Origin of the sequence: Salmonella sp. WC3 (assembly GCF_042932255.1) — a bacterium.
In the GTDB taxonomy this organism is placed as follows: domain Bacteria; phylum Pseudomonadota; class Gammaproteobacteria; order Enterobacterales; family Enterobacteriaceae; genus Salmonella; species Salmonella enterica.
Genome location: NZ_CP170629.1, coordinates 143,672 through 156,891, shown reverse-complemented (window position 1 = coordinate 156,891; position 13,220 = coordinate 143,672). Strand labels below are relative to the sequence as shown.

The window sequence follows — 13,220 nt, the reverse complement described above, 5'->3', positions numbered from 1 at the left end:
TTCTCAGGAGACCTGCAATGAACCTCTGGCAACAAAACTATGACCCGGCGGGTAATATCTGGCTTTCCAGCCTGATCGCATCGCTCCCAATCCTGTTCTTCTTTTTCGCCCTGATTAAACTCAAGCTGAAAGGCTACGTTGCCGCTTCGTGGACGGTGGTTATCGCGCTCGCCGTTGCGCTGCTGTTCTATAAAATGCCGGTCGATCACGCGCTGGCATCGGTCATGTATGGCTTCTTCTACGGGCTATGGCCGATAGCCTGGATAATCATCGCCGCGGTCTTTGTCTATAAAATTTCGGTCAAGACCGGGCAGTTTGACATTATTCGCTCGTCAATTCTGTCGATTACCCCCGACCAGCGTCTGCAAATGCTGATTGTCGGCTTCTGCTTCGGCGCGTTCCTTGAAGGCGCGGCAGGTTTCGGCGCGCCGGTGGCGATAACCGCCGCGCTGCTGGTGGGTCTGGGCTTTAATCCGCTGTATGCGGCAGGGCTGTGCCTGATTGTAAACACCGCGCCAGTCGCCTTTGGCGCGATGGGGATCCCGATTCTGGTTGCCGGACAGGTCACGGGCCTGGACAGCTTTGAAATCGGTCAGATGGTCGGTCGTCAGCTACCGTTCCTGACCATTATCGTCCTGTTCTGGATTATGGCGATTATGGACGGCTGGCGCGGCGTGAAAGAAACCTGGCCTGCGGTGATGGTCGCTGGCGGCTCGTTTGCTATCGCCCAGTATCTCAGCTCCAACTTTATCGGGCCGGAACTGCCGGACATCATCTCTTCACTGGTGTCTCTGGTGTGTCTGACGCTGTTCCTCAAACGCTGGCAGCCGGTACGCATCTTCCGCTTCGGCGATATGGGCGCGTCGCAGGTCGATCAGACGCTGGCCCGCACCCGCTATACGACAGGGCAAATTGTTCGCGCCTGGTCGCCGTTTCTGTTCCTGACCGCCACGGTCACTCTCTGGAGCGTACCGCCGTTTAAAGCGTTGTTTGCCCCCGGCGGCGCGCTGTATGACTGGGTAATTAACGTTCCGGTACCGTATCTCGATAAACTGGTCGCCCGTATGCCGCCGGTCGTACACGAAGCGACCGCTTACGCGGCGGTGTATAAATTTGACTGGTTCTCCGCCACCGGCACGGCGATCCTGTTTGCCGCGCTGTTGTCTATCGTCTGGCTGAAAATGAAGCCCTCAGCCGCAATCCAGACCTTTGGCAGCACGCTGAAAGAGCTGGCGTTGCCGATTTACTCCATCGGCATGGTGCTGGCGTTCGCGTTTATCTCGAACTATTCCGGGCTTTCCTCCACGCTGGCGTTAGCGCTGGCGCACACCGGCAGCGCCTTCACGTTCTTCTCGCCGTTCCTCGGCTGGCTGGGTGTCTTCCTGACCGGGTCCGACACCTCATCTAACGCGCTGTTTGCCTCTCTACAGGCTACCGCGGCGCAGCAAATCGGCGTCTCTGATGTGCTGATGGTGGCGGCGAACACCACTGGAGGCGTAACCGGGAAGATGATCTCGCCGCAGTCTATCGCCATCGCCTGCGCGGCGGTGGGACTGGTAGGGAAAGAGTCCGATCTGTTCCGTTTTACCGTCAAACACAGCCTGATCTTCACCTGTATGGTGGGCGTGATCACTACGCTTCAGGCCTATGTTTTAACCTGGATGATTCCGTGATTGTGATGCCAAAACGCCTGTCAGACGAGATTGCCTCTCGCGTGCGGGCGCTGATTGAAGAACAAAACCTGGAAGCGGGCATGAAATTGCCCGCCGAGCGCCAGTTGGCTCTACAGCTTGGCGTATCACGCAACTCTTTACGCGAAGCGCTGGCGAAGCTGGTCAGTGAAGGCGTGCTGGTGAGTCGTCGCGGCGGCGGGACATTTGTCCGCTGGCAGCACGAAACCTGGTCTGAACAGAATATCGTGCAACCGCTGAAAATGCTGATGGCGAACGATCCGGACTACAGTTTCGACATTCTGGAAGCCCGCCACGCCATTGAAGCCAGTACGGCCTGGCACGCCGCCATGCGTGCCACCGCTGCCGACAAAGAGAAAATCAGACTCTGCTTTGATGCGACGCTCAGCGAAGACCCGGATCTCGCCTCCCAGGCCGACGTGCGCTTTCATCTGGCGATCGCGGAAGCCTCGCACAATGTGGTGCTGTTGCAAACCATGCGCGGTTTCTTCGACGTCCTGCAATCCTCCGTCAAACAGAGTCGCCAGCGTATGTATCTCGTTCCGCCCGTATTCTCAAAGCTGACGGAACAACACCAGGCAGTGATGGACGCCATTCTGGACGGTAACGCCGAGGGCGCGCGTAAAGCGATGATGGCGCACCTCAGTTTTGTCCACACCACGATTAAACGATTTGATGAAGACCAGGCCCGCCAGGCGCGTATTACCCGCCTGCCCGGCGACCATAATGAGATGACCAGGGAGAATAAATCATGATTATTTCAGCAGCCAGCGATTATCGCGCCGCAACTCAGCGCACGTTGCCTCCTTTCCTCTTCCACTACATCGACGGCGGCGCGTATGCGGAATATACCCTGCGCCGAAATGTGGAAGACCTGTCGCAAGTCGCTCTGCGCCAGCGCGTGCTGAAAAATATGTCCGATTTAAGCCTGGAAACGACCCTGTTTAACGAAACGTTGTCGATGCCGGTGGCATTAGCGCCGGTAGGCCTGTGCGGCATGTACGCCCGTCGCGGCGAAGTACAGGCCGCCGCCGCCGCAGACGCAAAGGGCATTCCGTTCACCCTTTCCACCGTCTCCGTCTGTCCGATTGAAGAAGTTGCACCAACCATTAAGCGCCCGATGTGGTTCCAGCTTTATGTACTGCGTGACCGGGGCTTTATGCGCAACGCGCTGGAACGTGCAAAAGCGGCGGGCTGCTCCACGCTGGTCTTTACCGTGGATATGCCAACGCCGGGCGCGCGCTACCGTGACGCCCACTCCGGGATGAGCGGCCCAAACGCGGCCATGCGCCGTTACTGGCAGGCGGTGATGCACCCTAAATGGGCGTGGGATGTCGGCCTGAACGGTCGCCCGCATGATTTAGGCAATATTTCCGCCTATCTGGGTAAACCGACCGGCCTTGAGGACTATATCGGCTGGCTGGCAAATAACTTCGATCCGTCCATCTCCTGGAAAGATCTGGAGTGGATACGCGAATTCTGGGACGGCCCAATGGTGATCAAAGGGATCCTCGATCCAGAAGATGCCCGCGATGCGGTACGTTTCGGCGCTGACGGTATCGTGGTGTCGAATCACGGCGGCCGCCAGCTCGATGGTGTGCTCTCTTCCGCCCGCGCCCTGCCCGCCATTGCCGATGCGGTGAAAGGCGATATCGCCATTCTGGCGGATAGCGGGATTCGTAACGGGCTGGATGTCGTGCGTATGATTGCGTTGGGGGCCGATACCGTACTGCTGGGTCGGGCCTATCTCTACGCGCTGGCGACGGCAGGAAAAGCGGGTGTCGCCAACCTGCTGGACCTGATTGAGAAAGAGATGAAGGTCGCCATGACCCTGACCGGCGCGAAATCCATTAGCGAAATCAGTGGCGATTCACTGGTGCAGGAACTGGGGAAAAGTTTGCCCACCGCGCTGGCGCCAATGAGCAAAGGCGATGCCGCCTGAACGCCTGGCGCGTGAGAGCCCGGTAAATTTCTGCTATTCTGCCCCCGCATTTAAGGGGGCATCATGCTTAACATCGTACTCTTCGAACCAGAAATCCCGCCGAATACCGGCAACATCATTCGTCTTTGCGCCAATACCGGCTTTCGTCTGCACATCATCGAACCGATGGGGTTTACCTGGGATGATAAGCGCTTACGCCGCGCAGGGCTGGACTATCACGAATTCGCCGCGGTTCAGCGCCATCACGATTATGCCGCCTTTGTCGCCGCCGAAAACCCGCAGCGCCTGTTTGCGTTGACGACAAAGGGGACGCCCGCCCATAGCGCCGTAAGCTATCAGGATGGCGATTATTTGATGTTTGGCCCGGAAACGCGCGGCCTGCCCGCCAGCATTCTCGATGCGTTGCCTAAAGAGCAGAAGATTCGCATTCCGATGATGCCGGATAGCCGTAGCATGAACCTGTCGAATGCGGTGTCGGTGGTGGTGTATGAAGCGTGGCGCCAGTTAGGATACTCCGGCGCGGTATTACGGTCGTAATATATTCAATGCCGGATGGCAGCTGACGCCTGATCCGGCCTGGCCGATCCCGATGGCATGTTCCCGTTTATGCGGACTCTCGCTCAATCAAATGAAAGCCAATATCCACAATAGCTTCTGCGCACGGTTTCTGTTCAATACGATCGGCCAACAGCGTAGCGGCGCGCTGACCAATGGCGCGTCTGTCAACGCTTACGGTAGTAATTGACGGTCGATTGCTGGCGGCAAAATCAAGGTCGCCAAAACCAATAACCGCTAAATCATGCGGGATGCGCAAACCACGGCTTTCCGCCTCCATCATCGCCCCCTGTGCCAGGGTATCAGAACTGCAAACAATGACATCAAACGTCCCTTCGTCAAAAAGCTGGCTTAAACCGCTGCGCCCCAGCGAAAGCGATGCCGGAAGGGGGACATCTACCTGCGGTACGGCATGAATAGCGTGGCGTTGAAGAACACTACATAACCCCTGCTTACGTTGCGCGGCTCGGCGATCGGCGGTCCACAACAAGCCGGGACGACGATAGCCCTTACTCAGAAGATACTCCCCCGTCGCCTGCCCGACTTTTTCATGGGAAAAACCGACCAGCATATCAAGCGGCGTGGGCGTTAAGTCCCAAATTTCCACCACCGGAATAGCCGCGTTCAGGATGACCTTTTTCAGTTCTATCGTGTGATGGATCCCGGTAAGCACCACGCCATCGGGGCGGCGGGAAAGCAGTGTCGCCACCAACTCCGCTTCCGTTTGTTCGGTATATCCCGCCACGCACAGCAATATGTGATATCCGCGTCGGGCCAGTTCATCGCTCAGTGACTGGATGGTATCGACAAACATGTTGTTGTTAATTTGCGGCACGACGACAGCGATTAATTTACTCCGTCGCGACGCCAGACCACCGGCTAACGCGTTGGGTATGTAGCCTGTGACGCGAACCGCCTGCATGACTTTCTCAACCGTTTTGGGGCGAACCAGTTGTGGCGAATTCAATGCCCGGCTGACTGTCATCGGAGACAGCCCGGCGCTACGTGCTACATCTTCCAGCGTCGGCGCACGAGGTGATTTGGTTCTCTTCACGTCTGATGCCCCTGCAAAGATTGGCTGATTTATCCGCGCATTATTCATCATGCCTGCGGCTATTGCCAGCTTCGCATCAGGAAAGGCCGTAAATACAGTAGCTTATCAAGCTCAGTCATTACAAAATGATAGCGCCATCATTTTGTATTATGCATTTCCCCAGATATTTTTGGATCGTGATCCATTTTGCAATAAATCCTGCTTTTTATACGACATATGTGATCAAATGTTCAAATCAACATCAACTTTCTGGATCCTGCGTTCGCTTAATAATAAAAATGTTAGCGCAATCATTTTGTGTTTATCAGGAGAAAAAAATGGCTTTAAGCGCGAATTCCGACGCCGTAACGTATGCAAAAGCGGCGAATACCAGAACCGCGGCAGAAACCGGCGATCGTATCGAATGGGTGAAGCTATCACTGGCTTTTCTACCGCTGGCGACGCCAGTGAGTGACGCGAAGGTACTGACCGGGCGCCAGAAACCTTTGACCGAAGTGGCAATCATCATTGCCGAAATCCGCAGTCGCGATGGCTTTGAGGGCGTTGGTTTTAGCTACTCCAAACGTGCTGGCGGCCAGGGTATTTATGCTCACGCCAAAGAGATAGCCGACAATCTACTGGGCGAAGACCCCAATGATATCGACAAAATATACACCAAGCTGCTGTGGGCCGGAGCCTCGGTGGGGCGTAGCGGGATGGCGGTACAGGCTATCTCCCCTATCGATATCGCCTTATGGGATATGAAGGCTAAACGTGCCGGTCTGCCACTGGCAAAACTGTTGGGCGCGCACCGCGACTCCGTTCAGTGTTACAACACCTCAGGGGGGTTCTTGCATACACCGCTCGATCAAGTGCTGAAAAATGTGGTGATTTCCCGCGAAAATGGCATTGGCGGTATTAAGTTGAAAGTCGGACAACCCAACTGCGCTGAGGATATTCGCCGCTTAACCGCAGTACGTGAAGCGCTTGGGGATGAGTTCCCGTTAATGGTTGACGCTAACCAGCAGTGGGATCGCGAAACGGCTATCCGCATGGGGCGTAAAATGGAACAGTTCAATCTTATCTGGATTGAAGAACCATTAGATGCTTACGACATCGAAGGCCACGCCCAGCTTGCTGCCGCGCTGGATACGCCTATCGCCACCGGGGAAATGCTGACCAGTTTCCGGGAACACGAGCAGTTGATTCTGGGCAATGCCAGCGATTTCGTTCAGCCAGATGCGCCGCGTGTCGGCGGTATCTCTCCGTTCCTGAAGATTATGGATCTGGCGGCGAAACACGGGCGTAAGCTGGCGCCGCACTTTGCGATGGAAGTACACCTGCACCTTTCCGCAGCGTATCCCCTGGAGCCGTGGCTGGAACATTTCGAGTGGCTGAACCCATTATTCAACGAGCAACTTGAGCTGCGCGATGGCCGCATGTGGATTTCCGATCGTCATGGTCTGGGTTTCACGCTCAGTGAACAAGCGCGCCGCTGGACACAATTAACATGTGAATTTGGCAAACGCCCTTAACCCGACTGGCGGGAATCCGTCCCGCCTCTCTTACCTTACAGGATGCATTCTGCCCTTATCTGAGGAGTAGATAATGAACACAATAATAAAGCGCACAAAAGTGCGTCATACCATTCTTATATTTTTATTTCTTGCTACCGTATTTAATTATGCGGATCGCGCAACTCTATCCGTAGTTGCCCCAATAATGAGTAAAGAATTAGGTTTTGATCCGGAAGCGATGGGCCTGGCCTTCTCCTCATTTGGTATTGCCTATGTCATTATGCAACTACCCGGCGGTTGGCTATTAGACCGCTACGGTTCACGACTGGTTTACGGTTGCGCATTGATTGGCTGGTCGTTAGTAACCATGTTTCAGGGAACGATCTATCTGTATGGCAGCCCATTAATTGTACTGGTTATTCTACGTCTGCTGATGGGCGCGATTGAAGCGCCTGCCTTTCCGGCGAACAGTCGTTTAAGCGTACAATGGTTTCCCAATAATGAACGAGGTTTCGTTACTTCAGTTTATCAGGCTGCGCAATATATCTCGCTGGGCATTATCACCCCGCTAATGACGATCATTCTGCATAATTTAAGCTGGCATTTTGTCTTCTATTATATTGGCGCTATTGGCGTGATGCTCGGTATATTCTGGTTAATGAAAGTCAAAGATCCGATGCACCATCCAAAAGTTAATCAAGCGGAAATTGACTATATTCGTAGCGGTGGTGGCGAGCCCTCTCTGGGCTGTAAAAAGGAGCCGCAGAAAATAACGTTCGCGCAGATTAAAACCGTCTGTGTTAACCGGATGATGATCGGTGTTTATATCGGGCAATTCTGCGTCACCTCTATCACCTGGTTCTTCCTGACCTGGTTCCCGACCTATCTGTACCAGGCGAAAGGCATGTCGATTCTGAAAGTCGGTTTTGTGGCCAGTATTCCAGCCATTGCCGGTTTTATTGGCGGCCTGCTCGGCGGCGTGTTCTCCGACTGGCTACTCAAACGCGGCTATAGCCTTACCGTCGCGCGGAAATTGCCTGTTATCTGCGGTATGTTGCTCTCTTGCGTAATTGTGATCGCCAACTACACCTCTTCAGAATTTGTGGTCATTGCGGCGATGAGTCTGGCCTTTTTTGCCAAAGGGTTTGGTAACCTGGGCTGGTGCGTACTCAGCGACACCTCGCCGAAGGAAGTTCTGGGTATTGCTGGCGGCGTATTTAACATGTGCGGCAATATGGCAAGCATCGTTACGCCACTGGTCATCGGCGTGATTCTTGCCAATACTCAGTCGTTCGACTTTGCCATTTTATACGTTGGCTCGATGGGACTTATTGGTCTCATTTCATATCTGTTTATCGTCGGCCCGCTGGATCGCATCACGCTGACATCATCCGCAGCCTGATTGTCCACATTGCGAATTCTTCGCTCCGCTGTTCCGGGATTGCACTCCATCGGAACAGCGTTTTTTAGTTGTACCGCGCAATTCAGATGCCGTCGCCATACTCAAACGTATGGTGTAGCCCGTTGAAATGCTGGTCCATATCCATCGACGGCTTATCGCTGCCCGGCTTGCCGACAATACGCGCCGGAACGCCTGCGGCGGTAGTGTGCGGCGGGACAGGCTGTAAAACGACGGAACCTGCGCCAATTTTCGCGCCGCGCCCCACCTCGATATTGCCGAGAATTTTCGCGCCCGCGCCAATCATCACGCCTTCGCGGATTTTAGGATGACGATCGCCGCTCGTTTTCCCGGTACCGCCCAGGGTGACGGATTGCAGGATCGACACATCATCTTCAATAACCGCCGTCTCCCCCACCACAATACCGGTGGCATGGTCGAGCATAATCCCGCGGCCAATTTTCGCTGCCGGGTGAATATCCACCTGAAACGAGACCGAAACCTGATTTTGCAGGAAGATAGCCAGCGCGCGGCGACCTTTATTCCACAACCAGTGACCAATGCGGTAGGCCTGTAGCGCATGAAAGCCTTTCAGATATAACAGTGGCGTGGAGTATTTATCCACCGCCGGATCGCGAGTGCGCACGGCCTGAATATCGCAGGCTGCCGACGCGATCATTTCCGGGTCGGCGGCATAGGCTTCTTCAACTACTTCACGGATAGCGATAGCGGGCATGATGGGCGAAGCCAGTTTATTTGCCAGCATATAGCTCAGCGCACTGCCCAGATTTTCATGCTTGAGTAGCGTGGCGTGATAAAAACTGGCCAACATAGGCTCACAGTCAGCTAAAGCGCGGGCTTCAGCTTTAATATTCTTCCAGACGATTTCCAGTTCTTCACACGGCATGGCTTACTCCAGACGGGCAGAAAACGACCAACCCGTTCTGTGCGGGTTGGGTCGTTTATGCAAACAGTTCCTTACGGCTAGTGGCGACTCAGCTCTTCCTTGCGGGCGCGACCTAATAACGTTAATGCTGCCTCGCGCGCGTTTTTTCCGCAATACAATACTTGATAAATTTCCTCGGTTATTGGCATTTCAACACCAAAACGGTGCGCCAATTCACGAACTTCTTTCGTATTGCGATAGCCTTCGACCACCTGGCCAATCTTATCCTGCGCGCCTTTAACGTCCATGCTCTGGCCAAGCATCACGCCAAAACGACGGTTGCGCGACTGGTTGTCGGTACAGGTCAGCACCAGATCGCCTAAACCCGCCATCCCCATAAAGGTGGCGGGATCGGCACCAAGCGCTGCGCCAAGCCGCGACATTTCGGTCAGTCCACGCGTGATTAGCGCCGTGCGGGCGTTCGCGCCGAAGCCGATGCCGTCAGACATCCCCGCGCCAATCGCAATCACGTTTTTCACCGCGCCGCCAAGCTGCACGCCGATAAAATCCGCATTGATATAGACGCGAAAACTTTTTCCGCAGTGCAACAGTTGCTGGAGATCGTCGGCAAAGGTCTCATCGGTTGAGGCCAGCGAGATTGCCGTCGGCAAACCCGCCGCCATCTCTTTAGCGAACGTCGGACCGGAAATCACCGCCAGCGGGATTTGATCGCCTAACGCCTCGCGAGCGACATCCTGCAACAGGCGCCCCGTTTCCGCTTCCAGGCCTTTGGTCGCCCATACCAGACGCGCATCCTGACGCATCAGCGGTTTAATCTGCCGCAGCACGTCGCTGAAAACATGGCTTGGCACCACCACCAGAATGTTACGACTGGCCGCCAGCGCGGTTGCTAAGTCGCTTTCCAGGTGTAACGTATCGGGAAAAGGCACATCGGGAAGGAACGCGACGTTGCAGCGATCGTGCTCCAGGGTCGCGATATGTTTTGGGTCATGGCCCCACAGGACAACCTGGTGGCCGTTTCTCGCCAGAGTGATGGCAAGAGCGGTGCCGTACGAGCCGGCACCGATGACTGTCATTGACGCATTACTTTGGTTCATCAGGCATCCTGATGTTCTTCAGTACCTTCGCCAGCCTGCTGCTGCAAATAGTTCATGAACAGCGCATCAAAGTTGACCGGCGCAAGGTTCAGTTGCGGGAACGTACCGCGTGAAACCAGGCTGGTGATGCATTCGCGAGCATACGGGAACAGAATGTTCGGGCAGTATGCGCCCAGGCAATGCGCCATCTGAGTGCCTTCAATACCGCTGATGGAGAAAATACCGGCCTGCTGAACTTCGCACAGGAACGAGGTTTCTTCCCCCAGGGAAGCCGTTACGGTAACACGCAGCACAACTTCATAAACGTCATCCGCCAGTTGGGAAGATGCCGTATCAAGATCCAGTTTAACCTCTGGCTGCCAATCTTTCTGGAAAACATGCGGTGCGTTTGGCGCTTCGAAAGAAACATCCTTGGTATAGATACGTTGGATCTGGAAAGCCATTTCAGTGTTATTTTGTTCTGACATGTGTAAAACCCTTTAGTGTTGTCCTTAAATACTTGAGTACGCCTTAACGCAACAGCGGATCCAGTCCACCACGCGCATCCAGCGCATACAAGTCGTCACAACCGCCAATGTGCTGTGCATCAATAAAAATTTGCGGAACCGTCGTTCGGCCACTACGTTTGATCATCTCTTCACGCTTCACGGCGTCGCCGTCAATCGCAATTTCCTGGAAACTCACGCCCTTGCTGTTTAACAGCGCCTTTGCACGATGGCAAAACGGGCAGGTTGCTTTGGTGTAGATTTCAATATTGGCCATGACTTCGCTCCTGTTTTTTACCCGATGGATTTCATGTCGACGCAAAGGCAAGTCATTCCCCTTGCGCCATGAAAACGACGGGTAATCACTTACCGCGCACCAGAGGCAGATTCTCGCCGCTCCAGCCTGCTACGCCTTCTTTCAACACAAAGACCTTTTCAAAGCCGGCTTTTGTCAGCGCGTTAGCGGATTCCTGGCACTGCATACCAGAACCGTCGACCACGATAATCGGCTTGTCTTTGTGCTTTTCCAGTTCGCCAACATTGTTGGCTTTGATTTCGCTCGGCAGCAAATTGGTCGCGCCAGCGATATGGCCTTTACGGAAATCGTCACGTTGACGTAAATCCACAACAACGGCGTCCTCTTTGTTGATAAGGCGCGTGGCTTCGCCGCGTGTAATCACCTTAACTTTTGAAGTCAGACCTTTGAACGTGGTAAATAAAACCGCCACCAGTAACGCAATCCAGGCGATACTCAGTATGGGATGACGGCCAACAAATTGCATAATTTCTTGCATGGGGGGTAACAACTCCCGACGTAGTGATTAAAAAACCAGGAAAGGAGTATACCTGTGCAGTGGCGCAAATACAGCCAGAGCGTGCACTGGAATGCATTTTTGCGGGGCGCTACGAAAAAAAATCACGCTATTACTTGCCTTCTCACGCCAGCGCGATCCCTTTCTTTGATCTTCTGAGGCTATTTTATCGATTCAGCTGTAGTAAAATTACGCAATTATTTTGTCTATTGAGTATGAGGTTGTCGCAATGTCGGTTTCTAAAAAACCTATGGTACTGGTGATTCTGGATGGCTACGGCTACCGTGAAGAACAGCAGGATAACGCTATCTTAAACGCCAAAACCCCGGTGATGGATGCTCTGTGGGCAAAACGTCCGCATACCCTGATCGACGCATCCGGTCTGGAAGTGGGTCTGCCTGACCGCCAGATGGGCAACTCCGAAGTGGGCCACGTTAACCTGGGCGCAGGCCGCATCGTTTATCAGGACCTGACGCGTCTGGACGTTGAAATTAAAGAACGTACTTTCTTTGCTAACCCAGTCCTGACCAATGCGGTAGACCAGGCGAAAAACGCCGGTAAAGCGGTTCATATTATGGGTCTGCTGTCCGCGGGCGGCGTCCACAGCCACGAAGATCACATTATGGCGATGGTGGAGCTGGCCGCAGAGCGCGGCGCAGAAAAAATCTATCTGCACGCCTTCCTCGACGGTCGCGACACGCCGCCGCGCAGCGCTGAAGCCTCGCTGAAAAAATTCGAAGACAAATTCGCCGCGCTGGGCAAAGGCCGCGTGGCGTCTATCGTCGGTCGTTACTACGCTATGGACCGCGACAACCGTTGGGATCGCGTGGAAAAAGCGTATGATCTGATGACCCTGGCCCAGGGCGAATTCCAGGCGGATACCGCTGTGGCTGGCCTGCAGGCCGCTTACGCTCGTGATGAAAACGATGAGTTTGTCAAAGCGACCGTTATCCGCGCCGAGGGCCAGGCTGATGCGGCGATGGAAGACGGCGACACGCTGATTTTCATGAACTTCCGCGCTGACCGCGCGCGCGAAATTACCCGCGCTTTCGTTAATGCTGATTTCGACGGCTTTGCGCGTAAGAAAGTGGTTAATCTGAACTTCGTGATGCTGACCGAATACGCCGCCGACATCAAAACTGCCGTTGCCTACCCACCAGCGTCGCTGGCGAATACCTTTGGCGAATGGATGGCGAAAAACGACAAAACTCAGCTGCGTATTTCCGAAACGGAAAAATATGCGCACGTAACCTTTTTCTTTAACGGCGGCGTAGAAGAACCGTTTGCTGGTGAAGAGCGTATTCTGATCAACTCACCGAAAGTGGCCACTTATGACCTGCAACCGGAAATGAGCTCTGCAGAATTGACTGAAAAATTGGTCGCGGCGATCGAAAGCGGTAAGTACGACACCATCATTTGTAACTATCCAAACGGCGATATGGTCGGTCATACCGGCGTGATGGAAGCCGCCATCAAAGCGGTGGAAGCGTTGGATAACTGCATTGAACAGGTAACAAAAGCGGTTGAGTCCGTTGGTGGACAACTGTTGATTACCGCGGACCACGGCAACGCGGAGCAGATGCGCGATCCGGCGACCGGTCAGGCGCATACCGCCCACACCAACCTGCCGGTGCCGCTGATTTATGTCGGCGAGAAAAACGTGAAGGCGGTCGAAGGCGGCAAACTTTCAGACATTGCGCCTACCATGCTGTCGCTGATGGGGATGGAAATCCCGCAAGAGATGACTGGTAAGCCGCTGTTCATCGTGGAATAATCCCTCCC

General features: G+C 54.4%; 13 protein-coding genes. 7 read left to right on the top strand and 6 right to left on the bottom strand.

Translation table 11 applies throughout. The features are described from left to right. The first annotated feature begins 17 nt into the window (after positions 1-17). The 4 genes from lldP to trmL all read left to right on the top strand — a co-directional run bounded on the left by lldP (position 18) and on the right by trmL (position 4,170). On the top strand, positions 18-1,673 hold the full coding sequence (gene lldP / locus ACFK9X_RS00765; protein WP_151115236.1) for an L-lactate permease: 1,656 nt from the start codon (positions 18-20) through the stop codon (positions 1,671-1,673). Continuing rightward, positions 1,670-2,446, top strand: coding sequence for a transcriptional regulator LldR (gene lldR, locus ACFK9X_RS00760; protein ID WP_000636696.1), 777 nt, complete (start codon positions 1,670-1,672; stop codon positions 2,444-2,446). The genes lldP and lldR overlap by 4 nt, the downstream gene beginning before the upstream one ends. Further along, complete coding sequence (lldD, locus tag ACFK9X_RS00755; RefSeq protein ID WP_151115234.1) at positions 2,443-3,633, top strand: FMN-dependent L-lactate dehydrogenase LldD; 1,191 nt, start codon at positions 2,443-2,445, stop codon at positions 3,631-3,633. Before lldR ends, lldD begins: the two co-directional genes overlap by 4 nt. A 63-nt stretch (positions 3,634-3,696) precedes the next feature. After that, positions 3,697-4,170 (top strand): tRNA (uridine(34)/cytosine(34)/5-carboxymethylaminomethyluridine(34)-2'-O)-methyltransferase TrmL, encoded by a 474-nt coding sequence (gene trmL / locus ACFK9X_RS00750; protein WP_000932336.1) that lies wholly within the window; start codon positions 3,697-3,699, stop codon positions 4,168-4,170. Positions 4,171-4,237: 67 nt separating this feature from the next. On the opposite strand, the gene ACFK9X_RS00745 is transcribed toward trmL, so the two are convergent. Then, on the bottom strand, positions 4,238-5,242 hold the full coding sequence (locus ACFK9X_RS00745; RefSeq protein WP_001537635.1) for a LacI family DNA-binding transcriptional regulator: 1,005 nt from the start codon (positions 5,240-5,242) through the stop codon (positions 4,238-4,240). Between the two features lie 317 nt (positions 5,243-5,559). Between ACFK9X_RS00745 and ACFK9X_RS00740 the strand changes: the two genes are divergently transcribed. Further along, the gene (locus tag ACFK9X_RS00740; RefSeq protein WP_001218249.1) at positions 5,560-6,756 is read left to right on the top strand and encodes an L-talarate/galactarate dehydratase; all 1,197 of its coding nucleotides are present in this window, start codon (positions 5,560-5,562) and stop codon (positions 6,754-6,756) included. 73 nt (positions 6,757-6,829) lie between these two features. Beyond that, entirely contained in the window at positions 6,830-8,140 is a 1,311-nt protein-coding gene (locus ACFK9X_RS00735) for an MFS transporter (protein WP_001092104.1), read from the top strand. A gap of 82 nt (positions 8,141-8,222) precedes the next feature. Here the strand turns inward: ACFK9X_RS00735 and cysE are convergent, their stop codons facing one another. The 5 genes from cysE to ACFK9X_RS00710 form a co-directional block, all read right to left on the bottom strand. After that, positions 8,223-9,044, bottom strand: a complete 822-nt coding sequence (gene cysE / locus ACFK9X_RS00730; protein WP_001112114.1) for a serine O-acetyltransferase — start codon at positions 9,042-9,044, stop codon at positions 8,223-8,225. A 77-nt stretch (positions 9,045-9,121) separates the two neighbouring features. Continuing rightward, the gene (gpsA, locus tag ACFK9X_RS00725) at positions 9,122-10,141 is read right to left on the bottom strand and encodes an NAD(P)H-dependent glycerol-3-phosphate dehydrogenase (protein ID WP_151115232.1); all 1,020 of its coding nucleotides are present in this window, start codon (positions 10,139-10,141) and stop codon (positions 9,122-9,124) included. Beyond that, entirely contained in the window at positions 10,141-10,608 is a 468-nt protein-coding gene (gene secB / locus ACFK9X_RS00720; protein ID WP_151115230.1) for a protein-export chaperone SecB, read from the bottom strand. The genes gpsA and secB overlap by 1 nt, the downstream gene beginning before the upstream one ends. 43 nt (positions 10,609-10,651) lie before the next feature. Continuing rightward, a complete protein-coding gene (grxC, locus tag ACFK9X_RS00715; RefSeq protein WP_001273795.1) occupies positions 10,652-10,903 on the bottom strand; it encodes a glutaredoxin 3 in 252 nt (83 codons plus the stop codon). Positions 10,904-10,988: 85 nt separating this feature from the next. Then, positions 10,989-11,420, bottom strand: coding sequence for a rhodanese-like domain-containing protein (locus tag ACFK9X_RS00710; protein WP_001156179.1), 432 nt, complete (start codon positions 11,418-11,420; stop codon positions 10,989-10,991). Positions 11,421-11,667: 247 nt separating this feature from the next. Here ACFK9X_RS00710 and gpmM point away from each other — a divergent pair, with 247 nt between their 5' ends. Beyond that, positions 11,668-13,212, top strand: coding sequence for a 2,3-bisphosphoglycerate-independent phosphoglycerate mutase (gpmM, locus tag ACFK9X_RS00705; protein ID WP_000116576.1), 1,545 nt, complete (start codon positions 11,668-11,670; stop codon positions 13,210-13,212). Positions 13,213-13,220 lie beyond the last annotated feature (8 nt).

Excerpts from the sequence above, each read along its gene's own strand:
- trmL (WP_000932336.1), top strand. The coding sequence starts at position 3,697 with ATGCTTAACATCGTACTCTTCGAACCAGAAATCCCGCCGAATACCGGC.
- secB (WP_151115230.1), bottom strand. The coding sequence starts at position 10,608 with ATGTCAGAACAAAATAACACTGAAATGGCTTTCCAGATCCAACGTATC.
- gpsA (WP_151115232.1), bottom strand. The coding sequence starts at position 10,141 with ATGAACCAAAGTAATGCGTCAATGACAGTCATCGGTGCCGGCTCGTAC.
- ACFK9X_RS00735 (WP_001092104.1), top strand. The coding sequence starts at position 6,830 with ATGAACACAATAATAAAGCGCACAAAAGTGCGTCATACCATTCTTATA.
- gpmM (WP_000116576.1), top strand. The coding sequence starts at position 11,668 with ATGTCGGTTTCTAAAAAACCTATGGTACTGGTGATTCTGGATGGCTAC.
- grxC (WP_001273795.1), bottom strand. The coding sequence starts at position 10,903 with ATGGCCAATATTGAAATCTACACCAAAGCAACCTGCCCGTTTTGCCAT.
- ACFK9X_RS00710 (WP_001156179.1), bottom strand. The coding sequence starts at position 11,420 with ATGCAAGAAATTATGCAATTTGTTGGCCGTCATCCCATACTGAGTATC.
- lldP (WP_151115236.1), top strand. The coding sequence starts at position 18 with ATGAACCTCTGGCAACAAAACTATGACCCGGCGGGTAATATCTGGCTT.
- cysE (WP_001112114.1), bottom strand. The coding sequence starts at position 9,044 with ATGCCGTGTGAAGAACTGGAAATCGTCTGGAAGAATATTAAAGCTGAA.
- lldD (WP_151115234.1), top strand. The coding sequence starts at position 2,443 with ATGATTATTTCAGCAGCCAGCGATTATCGCGCCGCAACTCAGCGCACG.
- ACFK9X_RS00740 (WP_001218249.1), top strand. The coding sequence starts at position 5,560 with ATGGCTTTAAGCGCGAATTCCGACGCCGTAACGTATGCAAAAGCGGCG.